Annotated in this window: 17 protein-coding genes; 9 read left to right on the top strand and 8 right to left on the bottom strand. The window is 75.1% G+C overall.

Going from position 1 to position 21,658, the window contains the following annotated elements; translation table 11 throughout:
• Nucleotides 1-49 precede the first annotated feature (49 nt).
• Nucleotides 50-1,420 carry a replicative DNA helicase gene (gene dnaB / locus CAE01nite_RS01125; protein WP_146898694.1) on the bottom strand — a complete coding sequence of 457 codons (1,371 nt, stop codon included), beginning with the start codon at nt 1,418-1,420 and terminating at the stop codon, nt 50-52.
• Between the two features lie 286 nt (nt 1,421-1,706).
• Here dnaB and CAE01nite_RS01120 point away from each other — a divergent pair, with 286 nt between their 5' ends.
• Both CAE01nite_RS01120 and CAE01nite_RS01115 read left to right on the top strand, forming a co-directional pair.
• Nucleotides 1,707-3,074, top strand: a complete 1,368-nt coding sequence (locus CAE01nite_RS01120; protein WP_246130928.1) for an MATE family efflux transporter — start codon at nt 1,707-1,709, stop codon at nt 3,072-3,074.
• Nucleotides 3,075-3,311: 237 nt separating this feature from the next.
• The gene (locus tag CAE01nite_RS01115; protein WP_186816358.1) at nt 3,312-3,872 is read left to right on the top strand and encodes a phosphotransferase; all 561 of its coding nucleotides are present in this window, start codon (nt 3,312-3,314) and stop codon (nt 3,870-3,872) included.
• A gap of 132 nt (nt 3,873-4,004) precedes the next feature.
• Here the strand turns inward: CAE01nite_RS01115 and rplI are convergent, their stop codons facing one another.
• From rplI to CAE01nite_RS01090, 5 genes are all read right to left on the bottom strand, one after another.
• The gene (gene rplI, locus CAE01nite_RS01110) at nt 4,005-4,454 is read right to left on the bottom strand and encodes a 50S ribosomal protein L9 (RefSeq protein WP_146898686.1); all 450 of its coding nucleotides are present in this window, start codon (nt 4,452-4,454) and stop codon (nt 4,005-4,007) included.
• Nucleotides 4,455-4,468: 14 nt separating this feature from the next.
• On the bottom strand, nt 4,469-4,705 hold the full coding sequence (rpsR, locus tag CAE01nite_RS01105) for a 30S ribosomal protein S18 (protein ID WP_146898683.1): 237 nt from the start codon (nt 4,703-4,705) through the stop codon (nt 4,469-4,471).
• Nucleotides 4,706-4,821: 116 nt separating this feature from the next.
• Nucleotides 4,822-5,334 carry a single-stranded DNA-binding protein gene (locus CAE01nite_RS01100; RefSeq protein WP_146898680.1) on the bottom strand — a complete coding sequence of 171 codons (513 nt, stop codon included), beginning with the start codon at nt 5,332-5,334 and terminating at the stop codon, nt 4,822-4,824.
• Nucleotides 5,335-5,377: 43 nt separating this feature from the next.
• The gene (rpsF, locus tag CAE01nite_RS01095) at nt 5,378-5,665 is read right to left on the bottom strand and encodes a 30S ribosomal protein S6 (protein WP_146898677.1); all 288 of its coding nucleotides are present in this window, start codon (nt 5,663-5,665) and stop codon (nt 5,378-5,380) included.
• A gap of 231 nt (nt 5,666-5,896) precedes the next feature.
• Nucleotides 5,897-8,212: a penicillin-binding protein gene (locus CAE01nite_RS01090; protein ID WP_146898675.1), complete on the bottom strand. Its 2,316-nt coding sequence runs from the start codon at nt 8,210-8,212 to the stop codon at nt 5,897-5,899.
• 352 nt (nt 8,213-8,564) lie between these two features.
• Between CAE01nite_RS01090 and CAE01nite_RS01085 the strand changes: the two genes are divergently transcribed.
• From CAE01nite_RS01085 to CAE01nite_RS01075, 3 genes are all read left to right on the top strand, one after another.
• Nucleotides 8,565-9,197, top strand: a complete 633-nt coding sequence (locus CAE01nite_RS01085; protein ID WP_146898672.1) for a PadR family transcriptional regulator — start codon at nt 8,565-8,567, stop codon at nt 9,195-9,197.
• A 10-nt stretch (nt 9,198-9,207) separates the two neighbouring features.
• Nucleotides 9,208-10,302, top strand: a complete 1,095-nt coding sequence (locus tag CAE01nite_RS01080; RefSeq protein ID WP_146898669.1) for an inositol-3-phosphate synthase — start codon at nt 9,208-9,210, stop codon at nt 10,300-10,302.
• A 291-nt stretch (nt 10,303-10,593) separates the two neighbouring features.
• Nucleotides 10,594-11,910 (top strand): MFS transporter, encoded by a 1,317-nt coding sequence (locus CAE01nite_RS01075; RefSeq protein WP_146898666.1) that lies wholly within the window; start codon nt 10,594-10,596, stop codon nt 11,908-11,910.
• Here the strand turns inward: CAE01nite_RS01075 and CAE01nite_RS18895 are convergent.
• Both CAE01nite_RS18895 and CAE01nite_RS01065 read right to left on the bottom strand, forming a co-directional pair.
• Nucleotides 11,867-12,490, bottom strand: a complete 624-nt coding sequence (locus CAE01nite_RS18895; RefSeq protein WP_146898663.1) for a pyrimidine dimer DNA glycosylase/endonuclease V — start codon at nt 12,488-12,490, stop codon at nt 11,867-11,869. The two genes, CAE01nite_RS01075 and CAE01nite_RS18895, sit on opposite strands and share 44 nt — an antisense overlap.
• A gap of 10 nt (nt 12,491-12,500) precedes the next feature.
• Complete coding sequence (locus CAE01nite_RS01065) at nt 12,501-13,991, bottom strand: CCA tRNA nucleotidyltransferase (protein ID WP_146899805.1); 1,491 nt, start codon at nt 13,989-13,991, stop codon at nt 12,501-12,503.
• A gap of 230 nt (nt 13,992-14,221) precedes the next feature.
• Here CAE01nite_RS01065 and CAE01nite_RS01060 point away from each other — a divergent pair, with 230 nt between their 5' ends.
• From CAE01nite_RS01060 to CAE01nite_RS01045, 4 genes are all read left to right on the top strand, one after another.
• Nucleotides 14,222-14,770, top strand: coding sequence for an NUDIX hydrolase (locus CAE01nite_RS01060; RefSeq protein WP_146898660.1), 549 nt, complete (start codon nt 14,222-14,224; stop codon nt 14,768-14,770).
• 59 nt (nt 14,771-14,829) lie between these two features.
• Complete coding sequence (locus CAE01nite_RS01055) at nt 14,830-17,043, top strand: DUF6049 family protein (protein ID WP_146898657.1); 2,214 nt, start codon at nt 14,830-14,832, stop codon at nt 17,041-17,043.
• On the top strand, nt 17,040-18,938 hold the full coding sequence (gene murJ / locus CAE01nite_RS01050; RefSeq protein WP_246130927.1) for a murein biosynthesis integral membrane protein MurJ: 1,899 nt from the start codon (nt 17,040-17,042) through the stop codon (nt 18,936-18,938). Before CAE01nite_RS01055 ends, murJ begins: the two co-directional genes overlap by 4 nt.
• Before the next feature lie 119 nt (nt 18,939-19,057).
• Nucleotides 19,058-21,613, top strand: coding sequence for a hypothetical protein (locus tag CAE01nite_RS01045; RefSeq protein ID WP_146898654.1), 2,556 nt, complete (start codon nt 19,058-19,060; stop codon nt 21,611-21,613).
• Nucleotides 21,614-21,658 lie beyond the last annotated feature (45 nt).

Below are 21,658 nucleotides of genomic sequence, written 5' to 3'. Positions count from 1 at the left end.
TGCTCATCGGCAGCCGCCGGCGCCGCGTGAGACGACTCGTCCGGGCTGGTCAGCTCGCCATGTCGACGAAGCGCGAGTAGTGCCCCTGGAACGCGACCGTGATGACGTCCGTGGGGCCGTTGCGGTGCTTGGCGACGATGAGGTCCGCCTCGCCCGCGCGCGGCGACTCACGCTCGTAGGCGTCCTCGCGGTGCAGGAGGATCACCATGTCGGCGTCCTGCTCGATGGACCCGGACTCGCGCAGGTCGCTCATCGCGGGCCGCTTGTCGGTGCGCTGCTCGGGGCCACGGTTCAGCTGGCTGATCGCGATGACGGGGACCTCGAGCTCCTTGGCGAGCAGCTTGAGGGCACGGGAGAACTCCGAGACCTCCTGCTGGCGGGACTCGACCCGCTTGCCCGAGGACATCAGCTGCAGGTAGTCGATGACCACGAGCTTGAGGTCGTGCTTCTGCTTGAGCCGCCGGCACTTGGCGCGGATCTCCATCAGCGACATGTTGGGCGAGTCGTCGATGAACAGCGGCGCCTCGGAGATCTTGCCCATCGTCCCGGCCAGCTTCTGCCAGTCGTCCTCGCCCATGGAGCCGTTGCGCATCTTCTGCAGGTGGATGCGGGCCTCGGCGGACAGCAGGCGCATCGTGATCTCGTTGCGGCTCATCTCCAGGGAGAACACGACGCTGGTCTGGCCGTGCTTGATGGACGCCGAGCGCGCGATGTCCAGGCCGAGCGTCGACTTGCCGATGGCGGGGCGCGCGGCCAGGACGATCATCTGCCCCGGGTGCAGGCCGTTCGTCAGGCGGTCCAGGTCGGCGAAGCCCGTAGGCACCCCGATCATGCCCTCGCCGCGGTTGCCGGCCGCCTCGATCTCGTCGACGGTCCCGCCGATGACCTCGCCCAGGCGCAGGTAGTCCTCCGCGGTCCGGCGCTCGGTGACCGCGTAGACCTCCGCCTGGGCGTTGTTGACGATGTCGTCGACGTCGCCGCCGTCGGTCGCGTACCCGAGCTGGACGATCCGCGTCCCGGCCTCCACGAGCCGGCGCAGCACGGCCCGCTCGCGCACGATGCGCGCGTAGTACCCGGCGTTGGCTGCCGTCGGCACCATCGAGATGAGCGTGTGCAGGTACGGGGCGCCGCCCACCCGGCCCATCTCGCCGCGCTTGACGAGCTCGGCGGAGACGGTCACCGCGTCGGCGGGCTCGCCGCGCCCGTAGAGGTCGAGGATCGCGTCGTAGATCACCTCGTGCGCCGGCCGGTAGAAGTCCGTGCCGCGCAGCTGCTCGACGACGTCCGCGATCGCGTCCTTGGAGATCATCATGCCGCCGAGCACGCTCTGCTCGGCCGCGACGTCCTGCGGAGGGGTCCGGTCGAACCCACCGGCGTTGGCCGCCGGCCGGTATCCCTGCTCCAGCTCGTCGATCGACATGCCACTCCAGCCTTCGGGTTCGGGTCGTGCAGACGTTCTACCGGCGGGCACCCACATGCTGGTGCCGCCGCGACCCGGCCCCCCGGCCCCGCGCCTCGGCGAGGCTATGGGGTGCGCGGACGGCCACCAAACGGCCCTGTTGACCGGCTTGGGGACCGGCTGTGGACGCCCCGCGCGGCCTGTGTGCACAGGCGGTGGACAGCGCTGTGGATAAGGTGGACGGCGCCGTCGGACAGCGCACCTGAGCGGCGCAGACGCAGGACACACGCTGTGGACGGGAGAAAGTGTGGCGGACGATCCAAGGCGTGGACGCCCCGACCGCGCACTCGATCGCCGCATCCTCGCCCTGGCCGTCCCGGCGCTCGGTGCCCTCGTCGCGGAGCCGCTGTTCGTGCTGGTCGACTCGGCCGTCGTCGGCCGGCTGGGGACGGCGCCGCTGGCCGGGCTCGCGCTGGCGTCGACCGTGCTGCTCACCGTCGTGGGGCTGTGCGTCTTCCTCGCCTACGCCACCACCGCGGCGGTGGCGCGGCGGCTGGGTGCCGGGGACGTCCGCGGCGCGCTCACCCTCGGCGTGGACGGCATGTGGCTGGCTGCCGGCCTGGGGACCGTCCTGGCCGTGGCCCTCGTGCTCACCGCCCCGTGGGTGGTGACCGCCCTGGGCGCGCGGGGCGACGTCACCGGCCAGGCCGTCGCCTACCTGCGCTGGTCGGCCCCCGGGCTGCCCGGCATGCTGCTCGTCCTCGCGGCCACCGGCGCGCTGCGCGGCCTGCAGGACACCCGCACCCCCCTGTGGACGGCGGCCGGCGGCGCCGTCGTCAACGCCGTCCTCAACGTCGCGCTCGTGCTGGGCGCCGGCCTGGGCATCGCCGGGTCGGGACTGGGGACGGCCCTCACCCAGCTCGCGATGGGGGCCGTGCTGACCGTCGTGGTCGTCCGCGGTGCGGTGAGCGCCGGTGCCTCGGTGGCCCCGGCCCTGGGCGGCGTCGTGGCGGGCGCGCGGGCCGGTGCGCCGCTGCTGCTGCGCACGCTCTCCCTGCGCGCCGCGATCCTGCTCACGGCCGTGGTCGCCACGGGCCTGGGACCCGCGGCGCTCGCCGGGCACCAGGTCGTCGCGGCGGTCTGGGGCCTGACCGCGTTCGCCCTGGACGCCCTGGCCATCGCCGCGCAGGCGCTCGTCGGGCGCTCGCTCGGCGCCGACGACGTGACGGCCACCCGCGCGGTGCTGCACCGCACGCTGCAGTGGGGCACGGGCACCGGCGTCGTCCTGGGGGTCGCGGTCGCCGCCTCCGCCTGGGCGCTGCCGGCCGCGTTCACCGACGACCCCGCGGTCCGGTCCGCCGCCACCGCCGGGCTGCTGGTCGCGGCCCTGTTCATGCCGGTCGCGGGCTGGGTCTTCGTGCTCGACGGCGTGCTCATCGGCGCCGGCGACGGCCGGTACCTCGCCGCGGCCGGGATGGTCACCCTGGTCGCGTACGCGCCCGCGGCCTGGGCGGTCGCGGTGTGGGCGCCGGATGCGACGGCGGGCGCGACGACCGGGGGGACCACGGGGCTGGCGTGGCTGTGGGTCGCGTTCGCGGGCGTCTTCATGGCGGCGCGCGCGGTCGCCACGGGCCTGCGGGCGCGCGGCTCGCGCTGGATGGTCACCGGCGCGTGAGAAGCCGCGGGACCGGGCCGGAGCCGGGACCACCGGTCGGGCCCGAGCAGCGCCTGCCGGGAGCCGGCATGGGCGGCGCCGTGCGGGTGGGGTCGACCGTCCGCCGCACCGCCGGGCCGTGGAGCCCCACCGTCCAGCGCTGCTGGCGCACCTGCGCGCCCACGGCGGCACCGGGGTGCCGGCGCCGCTGGGGTCTGACGAGAAGGCCCCGACCGCGTCGAGCACCTGCCCGGCGTCGTGCCGCAGTACCCGCTCCCGGACCGGGTCGGGGCCGAGGAGGTGCTGGCCGCCGCCGCTCGCCGGACCGCAGCGCTGCACGACGCGGCGCGCGGGCTCGACCGGTCCGGCGCCGTCTGGCAGCCCCGCGGCCACGAGCCCGCGGAGGTCGTCTGCCACAACGACCTGGCACCGGACACCATGGTGCTCGACGGCGGGCGGCTCGTCGGGATCATCGACTGGGACACAGCCTCTCCTGGTCCGCGGGTGTGGGACCTCGCGTACCTCGCCTACCGCCTGGTACCGCTGTCCCACCCGGACCACGACGGCCTCCGCCTCGACCGCGTCGCCCGCGCGCGGCGTCTGCGCGTGCTGTGCGACGCCCTCGGCCACGACCTGGCGCCCCCAGAGGTGCTCCGGGGCGCCGTCGTCCGGCTGGAGGACCTCGCGGCCTGGACGCTGGCACGCGCCACCGCGGACGACGACGACCGGCTGCGCGGCCACGTCGACCTGTACCGGCGCGACGCCCGCTGGATCGGCGCGTCCTGCGGCGTCCTGGCCGAGGATCGCGCGTCCGACTGAGTCCCGGGCGGGGGCCAGGTCCGCCGCGCCCCCGCGTGCCCGGTCGACCGCCCGGCCCGGGACGCGGAAGGACCCGGCCCCCACCGGGGACCGGGTCCTTCTCAGGCGTGTCGTGCCGCGGTCACGTGGACCTCAGAGCGAGACGACCTTGACGTCGATGCGCGCGGTGACCTCGGGGTGCAGGCGGACCTGCACCGTGTAGTCGCCGAGGGCCTTGATCGGCTGACCGACCTCGACCTTGCGCTTGTCGACCTCAGGAGCACCGGCGGCCTTGACGGCGTCGGCGATCTCGGTGGTCGTGATCGCGCCGAACAGGCGGCCGGCCTCGCCGGACTTCGCGCGGACGACGACGGGCTTGGACTGCAGCGCGTCGCGGATCGCCTTCGCCTCGTCGAGGGTCGCGATCTCGCGGGCCTTGCGGGCCTTGCGGATCGAGGTGACCTGCTTCTCGGCGCCCTTGGACCACGTCGTGGCCAGGCCGCGCGGGACGAGGAAGTTACGGGCGTACCCGTCCTTCACCTCGACGACGTCCCCGGGGGTGCCGAGGCCGGTGACCTCGTGGGTCAGGATGAGCTTTGCCATGGTCGACCTCCCTCTCAGCGAGCCGACGACGAGTACGGCAGGAGTGCCACCTCGCGCGCGTTCTTGACGGCACGCGCGATCGCGCGCTGCTCCTGCACGGACACGCCGGTCACCCGGCGCGCACGGATCTTGCCCCGGTCGGACACGAACTTGCGCAGCAGCGCGGTGTCCTTGTAGTCGACGACGTCGATCTTCGCCGCCTTGAGCGGGTTCTGCTTCTTCTTGGGCTTGCGGACAACGGCCTTGGCCATCGCGGTGCTCCTCGTGATGAAGTCCTGGAGCCCGGGGCGGTGCCATGCCCCGGGATGGGTGATGAGTGGTGCTGGGCTGCCCGAGCGGGTGCGTCAGCGGTGAGGCGAGGTGCCGATCAGAACGGCGGCTCGTCGGAGTACCCGCCGGACGACCCGCCCTGGGCCGGCGTGGCCCACGGGTCGTCGGCCGGACCGGACGACGACCCGCCGCCGAATCCGCCACCGCCACCACCGCCGCCGAAGCCGCCACCACCGCCGCCGCCGCGCTGCGTGCGCGTGACCTTGGCGCTGGCGTAGCGCAGCGACGGGCCGACCTCGTCGACCTGGAGCTCGACCACGGTGCGCTTCTCGCCCTCACGGGTCTCGTAGGACCGCTGGACGAGGCGACCGGTGACGATCACCCGGGTGCCCTTGGTGAGCGACTCCGCCACGTTCTCGGCAGCCTCGCGCCAGATCGAGCAGCGCATGAACAGCGTGTCGCCGTCCTTGAACTCGTTGCTCTGGCGGTCGAACGTCCGCGGCGTCGAGGCCACGGTGAAGTTGGCGACGGCGGCACCCGACGGGGTGAAGCGCAGCTCCGGGTCCCCGGTCAGGTTCCCGATCACCGTGATGACGGTCTCACCAGCCATGCCAGCTCCCTGTGAACGTGGTTGTGTCGGATCGGGACGACGCTCAGGCGTCGGTGCGCAGGACCTTGGTCCGCAGCACGGCCTCGTTCAGGCCCAGCTGACGGTCGAGTTCCTTGGCCGTGGCCGGCTCCGCGTGGAAGTCGATGACGGCGTAGATGCCCTCGGACTTCTTCTGGATGTCGTAGGCCAGACGGCGACGACCCCAGATGTCGACCTTGTCGACGGTGCCGCCGTCGGTCTTGACGACCGACAGGTACTTGTCGAGCGAGGGGGCGACGGTGCGCTCCTCGATCTCGGGGTCGAGGATGATCATGATCTCGTACTGACGCATGTGGGGACCCACCTCCTGTGGACTAGTGCGGCCACGGTCTCTCCGTGGCAGGAGGGCTGTTGCGTCGCGGTGCCCGCGGACGGCGTCGATGGCGACTCCGACCGATGCGGGCACAGCAACCGACCACGATACCCGGTCGCGGCGACGGTCCGGACCGCGCGGGGTGGGTGGTGGATCACACCCGTGCGCGCCTCGACCCGGTCTCCCGGCCGGGCGGCCGGTCGGCGACGATCAACCGGGCGGCGGGACCGCGGGCGCCGCCGCACCCGTCGTCGCGGCCGGCGTCGGCGTCGCGGGGGGCGCCGCGGGGCCGGACGAGACGACCAGCGTCACCGCGGTCCCCGCCGGGACCTCGCCCGCCGGGTCGGCGCTGATGACCCGGCCGGCCGGGACCGTGTCCGACGGCTGCTCGGTCACGTTCGCGGTCAGGCCGGCGTTGACCAGCGCGGCCTCGGCGTCGGCCCGCGTGCGCCCGGCCAGCCCACCGGGGACGGCGATCGTCTGGGGCTGCGGGGGCGCCGTCTCGGTGGGGGTGGGCGTCGGCGTCGGGGTCGCCGTCGGCGTGGGGGTCGACGTCGCGCTCCGGCGGTTGACGTTCGCACGCTCGGGGAACTCGTCCGCGGGGGCGTACTTCTCCACCGCGAAGACCTGCTCCATGTACTGCGCCCACAGCGCCGACGGCCAGGTGCCGCCGGTGACCTCGCGGACGCCGCGCCCGAACGGGGTGATGGTCTCCTGCCCCGGCGTCCCGTCCGCCGGCGGCTGGTAGAAGCCCACGGCGGTGGAGATGCGGGGCGTGAAGCCGACGAACCACGCCGACCGGTTCTCGTTCGACGTCCCGGTCTTGCCGGCGATGGGTCGGTCGAGCGGGCCGACCCAGCGCGACCCCGACCCGCTGGTGACCACCCGGGTCATCGCGTAGGTCGCGTCGGCGACGACCTCCGGGCTGAAGACCTGCTCCCGGGCCCCGGCGCCCTGGTAGGCGACGCTGTCGTCGATGATGTAGGTCGCCTGGCGCACGATGAACGGCGTTGAGTGGAACCCCTGTGCGGCGAAGGTGGCGTACGCCGACGCCATGTCGAGCGGGTGCACCGTCGAGGACCCCAGGACGTTCGCGGCGTTGACCTCGACCGGGGTCGTGATGCCGGCACGCTGGGCGACCTGGGCCGTCTTCTCCGGCCCGATCTCGATGTTGAGCTGGGCGTACACCGTGTTGACCGAGTCCTCGGTCGCCTGCACGAGGTCGATGCTGCCGAAGCTCTGGTTGCCGAAGTTGCGCAGGCCCGGGCGCTCCCACCCGGGCAGCGGCATCGGGCTGAAGCCGGGGTAGCGCTTGGTCAGCGGGATCCCGTTCTCCAGCGCGCCGACCAGCGTGAACGGCTTGAACGTCGAGCCGCCCTGCGCCTCGCCCTGGGTCGCGGAGTTGAACGACTGGGAGATGAAGTCGGGGCCGCCGTACAGCGCGACGATCGCGCCGTCGGCCGGGTCGACCGAGACGATGCTGGCACGCAGGTTGGGTGCGGGCGCCTCGCCGGCGAGGGTGCCGTCCATGAGCGCGGCCGCCGAGGTGACGGCGGCGTCCTGCAGCGGCTTCTCGATGGTGGTCACCACGGACAGGCCCGCGGTGTCGATCTGCTCGTCCGTGAACGACGCCCGGTCGCGCAGCTCGCGCCGGACCATGTCGAGCAGGTAGCCCTGCGGGCCGGCGTACGTCTGGCCGGTGCTCAGCGGGATCGTCTCGGGGAAGACCTGCGCGGCGCGGTCCGCCTCGGTGATCCACCCGTCCTCGACCATCAGGTCCAGGACCCGGTTCCAGCGCTGCTCGGCCCGCTCGGGGTCCACCAGCGGGTCCCAGTTCGACGGCGACGGGATGATGCCGGCGATCATCGCCGCCTGGGAGACCGTCAGGTCCGCCGCGTTCACCCCGAAGTAGGCCTGCGAGGCGGCCTGGATGCCGTAGGTGCCGCGGCCCAGGTAGATGGTGTTGAGGTAGTTCCCCAGCACCTCCTCCTTGTCCTCGCTCTGGCCGATCTTCACCGCGAGCAGGGCCTCCTTGGCCTTGCCCACGTAGTCCGTCGTCGTCTGGCCGGCGTAGTACCGCTCGGCGTACTGCTGGGTGATCGTCGACCCGCCCTGGGTGGCGCCCCCGCGCAGGTTGTTGATCAGGGCGCGCGTCATGCCGGTCGGGGAGATCCCGGCGTTCTCGTAGAACGTGCGGTCCTCGGAGGCGACGACGGCGTGCCCGACGTGCTCCGGCAGCGTGGCGATGTCGACGATCTCGCGCGTCTGCGTCGCGAAGGTCCCCATGACCGTGGCGCCGTCGGCGTAGTAGACGGTCGTCGTCTGCGCCTGGGTGAACTCGTCCGGCTCGGGGATGGTCGTCATGGCGTAGGCGACCGCCACCGCCCCGATCCCGAGGAACCCGAGCGTCAGCAGCGAGCCGAGGACCAGCCGCCACGACGGCAGCCACCGCCGGATCCCGGTGCGCCGCCACTGCGGGTAGCCGAGCACCTGGCGCCGACCGACCGTTCGCTGGCGCTCCTTCACCGAGGTGCGCCGAACGCGTCCACGGGGTGCCGATCCACGACCCCCGGAGTCTCCGCCTGCCACGTGCTGCCCTTCGCCGACCTGCTCGAGTGGGGCCGCGGCGACGTGCGCGCGTCGACCCGTGCCGCCTCAGTATGCGGGACCGTCCGGTGCCGCCGGGGGGCGGGACCGGACCACCCGGGGGCCTTCACACCATCCCCACGTCGCCGCCCCACCGCGCCCCGGAGCGGCGTCTTGCCCCGTCACCTCCCGCGGACCTAACCTCCCGATGTATCAGGTCGATACATCGAATCGCCTCCGATCGCGGGCACACCCGGCGGACGAGCGACCGAGCGGGCGGAGGGCGGGGTCGATGCGCGCACGGTCCGACGTCCTCGAGGCGGCGATTCTCGGCCTCCTGGACCGGTCCCCGATGCACGGCTACGAGCTGCGCAAGCGGCTCAACCTCGTGCTCGGGTCGTTCCGCGCGCTGTCGTACGGATCGCTGTACCCGTGCCTCAAGGGGCTGGTGGCGAGCGGGTGGATCACCGGGACCGAGTCCCCCGCCGCTCCGCCGCACGGCCTGTCGGGCAAGCGGGCCCGGATCGTCTACCGGCTGACCCCCGACGGCAAGGAACGGTTCCAGCAGATCCTGGCGTCGTCCGGCCCGGCGGCCTGGGAGGACGAGAACTTCGGCGTCCGGTTCGCGTTCTTCGCGCAGACCGACCCGGCGACGCGGCTGCGGATCCTGGAGGGTCGGCGCACCCGGCTCACGGAGCGGCTGGAGACGATCCGTCAGTCGTTCCAGCGGACCCGCGAGCGCATGGACGAGTACACCCTCGAGCTGCAGCGCCACGGCCTGGAGCAGGTCGAGCGCGAGGTCCGGTGGCTCGACGGCCTCATCGACAACGAGCGCGGCGCCCGTCGCTCTCGGCCCACCGGCAGCGGCCACCCGGCCGACGCCGATCCCGCCGGGGACGCCACGCGTCCCGGCACTGAGAAATGAAGGAGCGAGGATGACCTCCATCCGCGTCGCCGTCGTCGGCGTCGGCAACTGCGCCTCGTCGCTGGTCCAGGGAGTGCACTTCTACGCGGACGCCGACCCGGCCGGCCGCGTCCCGGGACTCATGCACGTGAAGTTCGGCGACTACCACGTCTCGGACCTCGAGTTCGTCGCGGCGTTCGACGTCGACGCGAAGAAGGTCGGCTTCGACCTCTCCGAGGCCATCAACGCCAGCGAGAACAACACGATCAAGATCGCCGACGTCCCGCCGCTGGGCGTGACGGTGCAGCGCGGCCCGACGCTGGACGGCATCGGCAAGTACTACGCACTGACCATCGAGGAGTCCGAGGCCGAGCCGGTCGACGTCGTCCAGGTGCTGCGCGAGGCACAGGTCGACGTCCTGGTCTGCTACCTGCCGGTCGGCTCGGAGGACGCCGCGAAGTTCTACGCGCAGTGCGCCATCGACGCCGGCGTGGCGTTCGTCAACGCGCTGCCCGTGTTCATCGCGTCCGACCCGGAGTGGGCCGCGAAGTTCGAGGCCGCCGGTGTGCCGATCGTCGGCGACGACATCAAGTCGCAGGTCGGTGCCACCATCACGCACCGCGTGCTCGCCAAGCTCTTCGAGGACCGCGGCGTGGTGCTGGACCGCACGTACCAGCTCAACGTCGGCGGCAACATGGACTTCAAGAACATGCTCGAGCGCGAGCGCCTGGAGTCCAAGAAGCTCTCCAAGACGCAGGCCGTCACCTCGAACATCGACGAGGGTCCGCTGGCCGGCAAGAAGGAGGACCGCAACGTCCACATCGGCCCGTCGGACTACGTGGCCTGGCTCGACGACCGCAAGTGGGCCTACGTGCGCCTCGAGGGCCGCGCGTTCGGCGAGGTCCCGCTGAACCTGGAGTACAAGCTCGAGGTCTGGGACTCCCCCAACTCGGCCGGCATCATCATCGACGCCGTCCGGGCCGCGAAGATCGCCAAGGACCGCGGCGTCGGCGGCCCGATCATCTCCGCCTCGACGTACTTCATGAAGTCGCCGCCGGTGCAGATGGAGGACACCGCGGGTCGGGCGCAGCTGGAGGCCTTCATCGCCGGGACCAACGAGCGGTAGCCACACGCTGTCGAGGGCCCCGGGTGCTCGCCCCGGGGCCCTCACCCTTCACCACTCACCGCCCGCCCCGCCTCCCCGCCCGGCCCGCGTCACCCCCCCGCCTCACCACCCGCCCAGCCGAGTGCGACGTCGTGGACCGATCCGGTGTCGCCGGAGGTCCGGGACGTCGCACTCGGCGGGGAAACGCGCTGGGCGTGGACGTCCCGCTCGGCGCGGGACGTCGGGCTCGGCGCGGGTGGGCGACCCGGGCGGGTGGGACCCGGCCCGGGCACCCGCCGGTAGCCTCGGGGCGTGCGCGTCATCGCCGAGCTCCGCCGGCTGCTGGGCCTGAAGGACTTCCGGCGGCTGTTCGCCGTCCGGCTCACCAGCCAGGCGGGCGACGGGATGTTCCAGGTCGGGCTCGCGACCCTGTTCTTCTTCTCCCCCGAGAGCGCCGGCACCGCGACCGGGGTCGCCACCGCGTTCGCCGTGCTGCTGCTGCCGTTCACCGTCGTCGGTCCGTGGGCCGGGGTGCTGCTGGACCGCTGGCGCCGGCGGCAGGTCCTCCTCCTGGGCAACCTTGTCCGGGTCGCGATCACCGTGGTCCTCGCGGTGCTGCTCGTGGTCGACGGCGTGGGCCCCGCCGTGTACGTCCTGGCGCTGGTCAACCTCTCCGTCAACCGCTTCCTGCTGTCGGCGCTGTCCGCAGGACTGCCGCGGGTGGTCGAGGGGCCGCTGCTGCTCACCGCCAACTCGCTGACCCCGACCCTCGGCGCCGGTGCGGCGTTCGTGGGCGGCGGCGGCGGGCTCGCCGTCGGGCTGCTGCTCGAGCCCGGGCGGTCCAAGGACGCCACCGTCCTGCTCGGTGCGGCGGTCCTGTTCGCCGCCGCGTCGGCGCTGGCCTCCCGGATGCCGCGCGGGCTCCTGGGCCCGGACGCTCCGGCCGACGGCACCGCCCTGCGGCGTGAGGTGCGCGACCTGGCCCGCGGCCTCGTGCAGGGCGCGCGGCACCTGGCCGAGCGCCGGACCCCGGCGCGCGCGCTCGGGGTGATGGCGGTGCACCGCTTTCTCTACGGCGTCGTCTTCATCGCCGGGATCCTCATGTCGCGCAACCTGCTCGCCGCCCCCGGCCAGGACGGGCTCGCCGCGTTCGGCCTGATCCTCGGGGTGCTGGCGGCGGGATCCGCGGTCGCCGTCGTGCTGACCCCGGTCCTCGCGCCGCGCACCGGACCCCACACGTGGATCGTGCTGTCGCTGCTGCTCGCCGCGGTCAGCCAGGGGCTGCTGGCCGTGAGCGTCACCCTGCCGTCGGTGCTGACCGGCGCCGGACTGCTCGGGCTCGCGGTGCAGGGGTCGAAGATCGCGATCGACACGATCGTCCAGCGCGACACCGCGGACGCCTTCCGGGGCCGGGCCTTCGCGCTCTACGACGTGCTCTACAACGCCGCCTTCGTGGGCGCGGCCGCGCTGGCGGCGCTCGCCCTGCCCGACACCGGGCACTCCCCTGCGGTGTTCACCGGCCTCGCCGTCGCCTACGTCGCCACGGCCGCGGTCTACCGGGCCGGATCGCGGCGCGACGGGGCGCTCAGGTCGCCGGCGGCGCCGGGTCCGCTCCCGGCTCGTCGCTGACGGTCACGATCTCCCACTCCGCGAGCGGCCCGGGCACGACCCGGAACATGGGGTGCGGCTCGGCGACGACGACGTCGCGCCACCGGGCGAACACGTCGGGGCTGCGCACGGCGAGCTTGGCCCGCAGGTGCTCCCACTCGTAGGCAACCTGGGTGTCGGTGACCTCGAGCCGCAGCTCGTGCACACGCCGGCCGAGGACCAGCGCGCGGTCGAACCGGTACCCGCGCCGCATCGCCTCGTCCACCAGCGCGTGCAGGTAGGTGGAGATCGCCGCACCGGCCCCGACGTCGGGGACGACGTCGACCGTCGTCCCGGGCGCGTGGTGGCCCGGCTGCAGACCGGGCGCCGGCGCGACGTGCGCCCCGGAGCCCGTGCCGAGGCTGCCGTCGTCGCCCGGCGTGCCGGCGTCGATCCCCATCGCGGCCCCGTCGCCCGCGGCGCGGAACCGTCGCAGCTGTGGGTGGTTGCGGTACCCCTTCGTCGTCCCGGTGAGGACCTTCTGCGCGAGCAGACCCTCGCGCCACCCGGCCGCCAGCCCCTGACGGTCGAGGTACTGCGGGTGCAGCGACCAGATCCTCATCGCGGACGGCTCACCGGGTCCCGTCGGCCTCGGGCTGGTCGGCCCACCAGGCGAGCAGCGCCTCCCGGGCGGCGTCCTCGTCGAGCGGGCCCCGGTCGAGACGGACCTCGAGCAGGTGCTTGTACGCGCGACCGACCAGCGGGCCCGGGGAGACCCCCAGGATCGCCATGATCTGCTGGCCGTCCAGGTCGGGGCGGATCGCCGCCAGCTCCTCCTGCTCGCGCAAGACGGCGATCCGCGCCTCCAGGTCGTCGTACGCACCGGACAGCCGCTGCGCCTTGCGACGGTTGCGGGTCGTGCAGTCCGACCGGGTCAGCCGGTGCAGCCGCTCCAGCAGCGGCCCGGCGTCGGTGACGTAGCGGCGCACGGCCGAGTCGGTCCACGCACCCTCGCCGTACCCGTGGAACCGCAGGTGCAGCTCGGTCAGCCGGGACACCGCCTGGACCGTGTCCTTGTCGAAGCGCAGGGCCTTGAGGCGGCGCGCGGCGAGCTTGGCGCCGACCACCTCGTGGTGGTGGAAGCTGACGCCGCCGCCCGCCTCGAACCGGCGGGTCGCCGGCTTGCCGATGTCGTGCAGCAGGGCCGCCAGCCGCAGCACGAGGTCCGGGGCGGGCACCGGCCCGTCGGACCCGGTCTCCAGCGCGATCGCCTGGTCGAGCACGGTCAGCGAGTGCTCGTACACGTCCTTGTGCCGGTGGTGCTCGTCGATCTCGAGCCGCAGCGCCGGCAGCTCGGGGAGCACGTGGTCGGCGAGACCGGTCTCCACGAGCACCCGGATGCCCGGACGCGGGGCCGGCGCCAGCAGCAGCTTGACGAGCTCGTCCCGCACGCGCTCCGCGGAGACGATCCTGATGCGCTCGTGCATCTCCTCGATCGCCGCCCGCGCCTCGGCGTCCACGGCGAAGCCCAGCTGGCCCGCGAAGCGTGCCGCGCGCATCATCCGCAACGGGTCGTCGTCGAACGACTGGCGGGCGGTGACCGGCGTCCGCAGGGTCCGGCCGGCCAGGTCCGCCAGCCCGTCGAAGGGGTCGACAAACACCAGGTCCGGCAGCCGCACCGCCATCGCGTTGACGGTGAAGTCCCGGCGGGACAGGTCCCCCTCCAGGGAGTCGCCGAAGACGACCTCCGGCTTGCGTGACGTCGGGTCGTACGCGTCGGTGCGGTAGGTGGTGACCTCGACGACGACCTCCGCGCCGCCCCGGCCCTCCCGCCGCATGGCGCCGATCGTCCCGAAGGCCCGGCCGATGTCCCAGTGGGCGTCGCCCCAGCGGGCGAGCAGCCGCTCGGACTCGTCCGGCGTCGCCGAGGTGGCGAAGTCCAGGTCGGCGCTGACCCGCCCCAGGAACGCGTCGCGCACCGGGCCACCGACCAGCGCGAGCTCGTGCCCGGCGGCGCGGAACAGCTCGCCGAGCTCCAGCGCCGCGGGGGCGAGCTCGGTGAGGACCCCCAGCGCACGGCGGCGCAGGGCCGCGAGCGCGGGCGGGTCGGCGGCCTCCGCCACCTCGTCGGTCGGCCGGTCGGTCGGCCGGTCGGTGGGCCGGTCGGTGGGCGTGGAGGCGGGGGCAGAGGCGGCGCCGGCAGCGGCGGCTGCGTCGGCGTCGGGGTGGTCCGCGGTCGGTGGCACGACGCCCAAGCGTGCCAGACGCCGGCCGCGGCACCCCCGGCGCGACCGGGCCGGTGCGGTCGCGGGTCACGCCGGGCGGGGCACGTGCCTGTCGTTACAGTGGCCGCATGTCCAGCCCCGCACCGAAGCCGCGCCCGCCCGGCGTGCCTTCACCGCCGGGCGGGCACGCGTTGCGGATCGACCCGCTCGCCACCCGGCCCGCCACGCCGCCGCTGCCCGTGGTGGACGAGACGTCCGCCGGCGGGCTGGTGGTCAGCCTGCAGGGCGGCGTGCACCACGCCGCGGTCATCGCCCGCCGCAACCGCGCGGGACGGCTCGAGTGGTGCCTGCCGAAGGGTCACCTGGAGGGCGACGAGACGCCCGAGGAGGCCGCGGTCCGGGAGATCGCCGAGGAGACCGGCATCGAGGGCCGGGTGCTGCGGCGCCTGGGCGTCATCGACTACTGGTTCACCGGCGACGACCGCCGCGTCCACAAGGTCGTCCACCACTTCCTGCTCGGGGCCGTCGGCGGCGTGCTGACCGTCGAGGGCGACCCGGACGGGGAGGCCGAGGACGTGGAGTGGGTGGCGGTCAGCGACCTGCCCCACCGGCTGGCCTACCCCAACGAGCGGCGGCTGGCCGAGGCGGCCCGGCTGGTGCTCGTCAGCGGGGCATGAGCGCGCGCCGTCCCCCCTGGTCCACCGCCACGCGAGCGTCCGTCGCGACCGTCGTCGCCGTGGTGCTCGGGGGTCCGCTGACCGGCGCCGCCGTGCCCGCCGCCGTGCCGGTCGCCGTGCCGGTCGCCGTCCTGGTCGACGTGCCCGCCCAGCCCGCCGGGGTGTCGACGGCGCAGGTCCGCGCCACCCCGAGCCCGGCACCCACCCGCCCCACCGGGCCGGAGCCCACCGACGAGGTGGACGAGGACGCACCCGACGTCGACGTCGCGGTCACCGAGGTCTCCCCGCAGGTGCTGCGACCGGCGGACGAGCTCGTCGTGCGGGCGACGGTCCGCAACACCGGTGACCTGGAGCTGGCCGAGCCCCGCGTCAGGCTGCGCATCAGCCGGTTCCTGCAGTCCACCCGCGGGTCGCTGGAGCAGTGGAGCGAGCAGGCGCTGGACGACACCGCCGGCACACCGGTCGGCGTGCCCCTCGCGCTCGACGAGCCGCTCGCCGCCGGCGCGTCGGTCGACGTCGAGCTGCGGGTGCCGGCGGCCGACCTGCGGCTGTCCACCGCGGACACGGCGTGGGGGCCGCGCGGCATCTCCGTCGAGGTGACGGACGCCGGCCGACGGCAGGGCATCGAGCGCACGTTCGTCCTGTGGCGGCCGACGGAGCAGGTCCTGACGCCGACCCGCCTCAGCGTCCTGGTGCCGCTGACCGGTGGCCCGGTCGACCCGACGGCGTCCGGCACCTCCGGTCCGGTCACCCCTGAGCCGGACGCGTCCGGACCGGGCACGGCGGCACCCCCGGACGGCACCCGCGCCACCCCGGTCCCCGGTGCGCTCACGGAGGCCGTGGTGGACCGCCTGGACGACGTCCTCGAGGTCACGGCGGGCATCCCGGCGGTCTCGTGGGCCCTCGACCCCGCCCTGCTCGGTGCCGCACGCGCGCCGGGCGCGGGCTCCGGCGCCTCGGGCTGGGTGTCGGACCTCACCGCCGCGGCGACCGGACGCGAGGTGTTCCCGCTGCCCTCGCGGGACCCGGACCTCGCCGCCCTGGCGCACGGCGCCGGCGGGGAGCTGGCCGCCCTCGCCACCGCGACGTCGGCCGCGGTCACCGACCCGGTGCTCGGCTCGCCGGTCCGACCCGGCCTGGCCTGGCCCGCGGTCGACGTCCCGGACCTGGCGACCGTCGCCCTGGCCTCGAGCACCGGCGCGGCGTCGGTCGTGGTGGGCGGGGACGGCCTCGCGCCGGACGGGCTCACCTACACCCCGACCGGGCGTGCCACGGTGACGACGCCGGACGGGCCGGTCGCCGCGCTCGTGGCGGACGACGTGCTCAGCGACCAGCTCGACTCCCCGCGCGACACCACCCCCGCTGCCGCGGCGCAGCGCGTCCTCGCCGAGACCGCCGTCGTCACGATGGAGCGACCGACCGAGCAGCGGCACCTCCTGGTGACCGCCGACCGGGGATGGGCACCCGACCCGGCCGTCGCCGCGGCGCAGCTGACCGCGCTGGAGGCCGCCCCGTGGGTCGACCTCGCCCCGCTGTCCGCGCTGCTCGGCGCCCCCGACCCCGAGGTCGACCGCGACGTGCTGCCCGAGCGACGCGTCGACGAGGGCGAGATCGCCGCGTCAGCCCTCCAGGAGCTGCTGCGGGCCCGCGCCCAGCTCGCCGTCTTCTCCAGCGTCGTGGCCGACCCGTCCGGGCTGGTCGACGGCACGGACGACGCCGTCCTGGCCGCCACGTCCGTCGCCTGGCGCTCCGACCCCGAGCAGCGCCGGACCGTCGTGCGCGCGGTGGTCGACGACCTCACCGCCCGCCGCTCCGGCGTGTCCATCGTGCTGGGCAGCTCCCTCAACCTCATCTCCCAGTCCGGACGCTTCCCCGTGGGCCTGCGCAACGACCTGACGCAGGACGCCACCATCCAGGTCGCCGTCGCCCCCACCCGGTCCCGGCTGGTCGTGGAGGGGACCGAGACGGTCACCGTCCCGGCCGGCTCCGAGACCCAGGCGAGGATCCCGTTCCGGGCCGTGGGCAGCGGCGACGTCGTGGTGGAGGTGACGCTGCTGACCCCCGAGGGGGTCCCGCTCGCCGCGCCGCAACGGTTCACCGTCCGCGTGCACGCCGACTGGGAGAACGTCGGGACCGCCGTCGTCGCCGGGCTGCTGGGCGTGGCCTTCGTGGTCGGCATCGTCCGCACCATCCGGCGTGGGCAGACGTCCACCCGCGGTGCCGGGAGCACCCCGGTCGCCGAGATCGCCGCACTCCCGGGGGACGACGCATGAGCACGGTGCCGCCGACCGGTGCGACGTCGGGCAGCACGCCCGGCGGCGCGTCGGGCCAGACGTCCGGCGGCACGTCAGGCGGGACACCGGACGGCGCCCCCGGCGGCGCGCTGCCCGACGGCGTCTCCCCCGCGACGCCGACCGGCACGCCGACCGACGGCACGAGCACGGGGACCGGCACGGGCACGGGCACCGGGACGGACGCCGGGACCGGTGCCGCCGCCCCGACGGAGCGGTCCGGCCTGGGACGCGGCGCCGCCGTCATGGCCGCCGGCACCGCCGTGTCGCGCGTCCTGGGGATCGTCCGGACCGCGATGCTGGTCGCCGCCGTCGGCAGCACCGGCCTCGCGGCGAACTCCTTCGACCTGGCCAACAAGCTGCCCAACATCGCGGTCATGCTGCTGGCCACCGGCGTCCTCAACGCCGTGCTCGTCCCCCAGGTGGTGCGCGCCTACCGGCACTCCGACGGCCAGGAGTACGTCAACCGCGTGGTCACGCTCGGGGCGGCCCTGCTGCTCGCGGTGACGGTCGCCCTGACGGTCGGCTCCGCCGTCCTCGTCCGGCTCTACAGCGACGCGGCGAGCGGCCCCGAGCTGCGGACGCTGGCCACCGCGTTCGCGCTGTGGTGCCTGCCGCAGGTCTTCTTCTACGGGATGTACACGCTGCTCGGCCAGGTGCTCAACGCCCGGGGCAGCTTCGGGCCGTACATGTGGGCCCCCGTGGTGAACAACGTCGTCGCGATCGCCGGCCTGGCGGTCTTCCTCGGGCTGTTCGGCCCGTTCCACGCCGACCTCGCCCCCGCGGACCCCGCCTGGTGGACCCCCGGCCGGATCGCGCTCCTCGGCGGCACCGCCACCCTCGGCGTGCTGGCGCAGGCGGCTGTCCTGGTCCTGCCCCTGCGGCGCATCGGGTTCCGCTACCGCCCGCGGTGGGGGCTGCGCGGGTCGGGGCTGCGCAGCGCCGGCCGGGTCGCGGGCTGGACGTTCGCCGCGCTCGCCGTCGGGCAGGTCGGGTTCCTGGTCGCCACCCAGGTGATGACCGCGGCGGACCGCACGGCCCGGGAGCTCTCCGGGGACGGCGTGGTCGTCGCCGGGAACGCCGTCTACACCGCCGCCTTCGGCCTCTACATGCTCCCCCACTCGCTGGTCACCGTGTCCCTGCTGACGGCGCTCTTCACCCGGCTGTCCGGCCACGCTGCGCACGACGACACCTCCGCCGTCCGCGCCGACTTCTCCCACGGCGCCCGGACGATCGGCGTCTTCACCCTCTTCGCCACCGCGGTGCTGGCCGTGCTCGCGCTCCCGCTGCTGCGCGTCGTGCTGCCCCCGCAGTCCGCCGCGGAGGCCGCCGCGACGGCTCCGGTCGTCGTCGCCCTGACGCTCGGCGTCGCCGCGCTGGGCACCTGGTCGCTGTGCCAGCGGGTCTTCTACGCCTACGAGGACGCGCGCACCCTGTTCTGGATCCAGGTCGTCATGGCGGCCGTCGTCGCCGGCGGCGCACTGGCCTCCCGCGCGCTGCTCGACCCCCGCTGGTGGGTGACCGGCATCGCCGCGGCGATGTCGCTGTCCCACGTGGTCGGCACGGTCCTGGCGGTGGCCGGTCTGCGTCGGCGCCTGCACCACCTGGGCACCGGCCGGGTGCTGCGCCTGTACGTGCGCGCCGGTCTCGCCGCCGCGGTCGCCGCCGGCGTGGGCTGGGGGGTCGTCCACCTGGTCGGCGCGCTGCCGCCCGACGGCGTCCCGCTCCCGGTGGGCATGCTGCGCAGCGCCGGGCTGTGCGTGGGGACCGGCCTGGTGATGACCGCCGTCTACCTCGGCCTGCTGCGGCTCATGCGCGTGCGCGAGCTCGGCGACCTGGCGGCGCCGCTGCTGCGCCGGGTCCGCCGGGGCCGCTGAGCAACCTCCCCGACGCGTCCGCGCGCGGCCCGCCGCGTAGCATGGCGGACCGACGGTGGGCATCGCCGCGGGACCACGGAACACGCTGCGCCGCGGAGCGGGCAGGAACGGGAGGCTCGGTGGACGGGGTCGTCGGACGCGGCACTCTGCTGGCCGGGCGCTACCGCACCCAGCAGCCCATCGCCTCGGATCTCCCCGGAGCGACCTCCTGGGAGGCGACCGACCAGATCCTCGACCGTCCGGTCCGCGTGACGATCCTGCACGACGGCGCCGTCCCCCAGGCCCTGGACGCCGCCCGCCGGGCCGCCCTGGTGACCGACCCCCGGCTGGTCCGGGTGCTCGACGTCGGCGAGCACGAGGGCGTCGCGTACACGGTGACCGAGCAGGTCACCGGCCCGTCCCTCGCCGAGCTCGTCGCCCGCGGCACGCTGCCCGCCGACCAGGCCCGCGCCGTCGTCGGTGAGGCCGCCGCTGCCCTGGAGGCCGCTCGGCGCCGCGGGGTGCACCACCTGGCGCTGCGACCGTCGGTGATCCACCTGACCGCGGACGACCGGGTGCTCGTGACGGGTCTGGCGGTCGACGGCGCCCTGCTCGGACGTGGGTCCAGGTCGGCGGCCGACGCGAGCCGCACGGACACCGTCGCCCTGGTCGCCCTGCTGTACGGCGCGCTGACGGGCCGGTGGCCCACCTCGGTGCCGACCGTCCCCGGGGACACCGGCCCGGCCGCGATGCGCCTGGCCCCGGCGCCGGTGCTCCAGGGGGCGCCCGTCCCTCCGGCCGAGCTGACCTCCGGCGTCCCCAACGACCTCGACACCCTGTGCGCGGTCACGCTCGGGGTGCACGACGACGGCCCGCACAGCCCGGCCGAGCTGGTCGCGGAGCTCGAGCCGTGGGGGGACATCCGCTCCACCGACCTGTTCGCGGCGACCCAGGCGCTGCCGGCGGTGACCGCCACGCCGACCGCCCCGGTGCCCGCGGCGCCGGCGGCCCCGGCCGCGCCGCCCCGCGTGCAGCGGACGTCCGTCCGGTCCGCCTTCGCGGGGACCGCGACCGCGGCGCGCCCGGGGACGCCGCCGCCCGCGGTCCCCCGGGGCAGCTCGGCGCTGTCCACACCGGCCGCGGGTCGTCCCGCACCGGCCACCGCTCCCGTCCCCACGCCCGCCCCCGCCCGGGTCGACGGCCGCGCCGCGCGAGCCGGTGCGGGCAGCTCGGCGGCAGGCACCACGGCGCCGGCTGCCGCCGCGGCGGGCGCAGCCGCTGCCGGAGCGGCGGGGGCTGCCGGAGCCGCAGGTGCTGCCGCAGCGGCCGCTGCCGCCGGTCCGCGCCCCGCCCCCGCCACGACGCCGACCACGGCGTCCCCACGTCCAGCCGCCGCCACGACGCCGACCGCGGCGTCCTCCCGGCCCGCCGCCGGGCCCGACGCCGCGACGACGGCTCTCCCGCGCCCGGACTCCTCGGCGCGGACCCAGGCGATGCCGGCCGCCCGCACGGACGCCCCGACCGTCGCCACCCCTGTCCCCTCGGCGACGACCGAGCGCCGCGTCCCGGGACCGGCGGACCCCCCGACCGACGCCACGGCCACCCGCGTCGTCGCCCCGGCGCCTGCGCCGGCCACCGCACCCGTCCAGCCCCAGCCCCAGCCCCAGCCCCAGCCCCAGCCCCAGCCGAGCGTCGCGCGCGTGAGCGCGCCGACCGCCTCGGCACCCACCACTACCTCCTCGCCGTCGTCGACCGCGACCCCCACCACCCCGGCGCCCCCTGCTCGCCAGGCCGGTGCGCCGACCTCCGCCGTCCCGGTCGCCTCGTCTCCCGCGGCGTCCCGGCCCGCCGGGACGGCGACCGCGACGGTCACGGTGCCGGTCGCCGACGAGAGCACCGCGACCACCCCGCCGCGCGGGTCGGACCGCGTCCGACCGGCCGTCCCCCCGACCAACGTGGACGCCCCCGCACCGCCTGCGGCCCGGTCGTCGGTCCTGCCGCTGCTCGGTTCCGACGACGAGCTGCCCGGTGCCCGCGAGGCGATCGCCGCGCACCGCTTCGACCCCACCCGGCTCGTGCTGCTCCTCGTCGTCGTCGCGATCCTGGTCGGGCTGTTCACCGCGTACCGCTCGTTGACGCGGCCGGTGGACTTCACCGTCGACGGCCCGGCCGCGGACGTGAGCGAGTCCGCGCCACCGGCCGCGGAGGAGCCGGCGGCCGAGCCCGCGCCGGCACCGGCCCCCGAGCCGGCCGCCCCCGCCGTCGCACCGGCGATCGCGTCGGCGGCGCAGCTGGACCCGCCCCCCGGCGGCGACGAGAACGAGCACCCCGAGCTCGTCCCCCTCGCGATCGACGGCGACCCCGGCACGACGTGGAACACCCGGACGTACAACCGTCCGGACTTCGGCGGCCTCAAGCCCGGGGTCGGCTACGCGGTCACCCTGGCGCAGCCCGCGACGGTCACCACGGTCACGCTGAACGTGCTGGGCACCGGCGGCAACGTCGAGGTGCGTGCCACGGACCCCAGCACGCCGACGGCCGGTGACGTCCTGGCGCAGGGCGCCCTCGGGCCCGACACGGTGCTGACCCTGTCCGCGCCGACGCAGACCCAGAACCTGGTCCTGTGGTTCACGCAGCTGCCGCAGACGGCCGACGGCTCCAACCGGATCGAGCTCGCCGAGGTCACCGTCTCCTGACCCCTCGACCGCGCGCGCACCGGTGCCCGGCACGCGTGGACGGGT

Source organism: Cellulomonas aerilata (genome assembly GCF_007991755.1).
Lineage (GTDB): Bacteria > Actinomycetota > Actinomycetes > Actinomycetales > Cellulomonadaceae > Pengzhenrongella > Pengzhenrongella aerilata.
Note: the sequence above shows the minus strand (reverse complement) of the source record. Positions and strands in the feature narration are given on the sequence as shown.

Coding starts and splice junctions, on each gene's coding strand:
- murJ (WP_246130927.1), top strand. CDS start 17,040: ATGAGCACGGTGCCGCCGACCGGTGCGACGTCGGGCAGCACGCCCGGC.
- dnaB (WP_146898694.1), bottom strand. CDS start 1,420: ATGTCGATCGACGAGCTGGAGCAGGGATACCGGCCGGCGGCCAACGCC.
- CAE01nite_RS18895 (WP_146898663.1), bottom strand. CDS start 12,490: ATGAGGATCTGGTCGCTGCACCCGCAGTACCTCGACCGTCAGGGGCTG.
- rplI (WP_146898686.1), bottom strand. CDS start 4,454: ATGGCAAAGCTCATCCTGACCCACGAGGTCACCGGCCTCGGCACCCCC.
- CAE01nite_RS01100 (WP_146898680.1), bottom strand. CDS start 5,334: ATGGCTGGTGAGACCGTCATCACGGTGATCGGGAACCTGACCGGGGAC.
- rpsR (WP_146898683.1), bottom strand. CDS start 4,705: ATGGCCAAGGCCGTTGTCCGCAAGCCCAAGAAGAAGCAGAACCCGCTC.
- CAE01nite_RS01080 (WP_146898669.1), top strand. CDS start 9,208: ATGACCTCCATCCGCGTCGCCGTCGTCGGCGTCGGCAACTGCGCCTCG.
- CAE01nite_RS01060 (WP_146898660.1), top strand. CDS start 14,222: ATGTCCAGCCCCGCACCGAAGCCGCGCCCGCCCGGCGTGCCTTCACCG.
- rpsF (WP_146898677.1), bottom strand. CDS start 5,665: ATGCGTCAGTACGAGATCATGATCATCCTCGACCCCGAGATCGAGGAG.
- CAE01nite_RS01085 (WP_146898672.1), top strand. CDS start 8,565: ATGCGCGCACGGTCCGACGTCCTCGAGGCGGCGATTCTCGGCCTCCTG.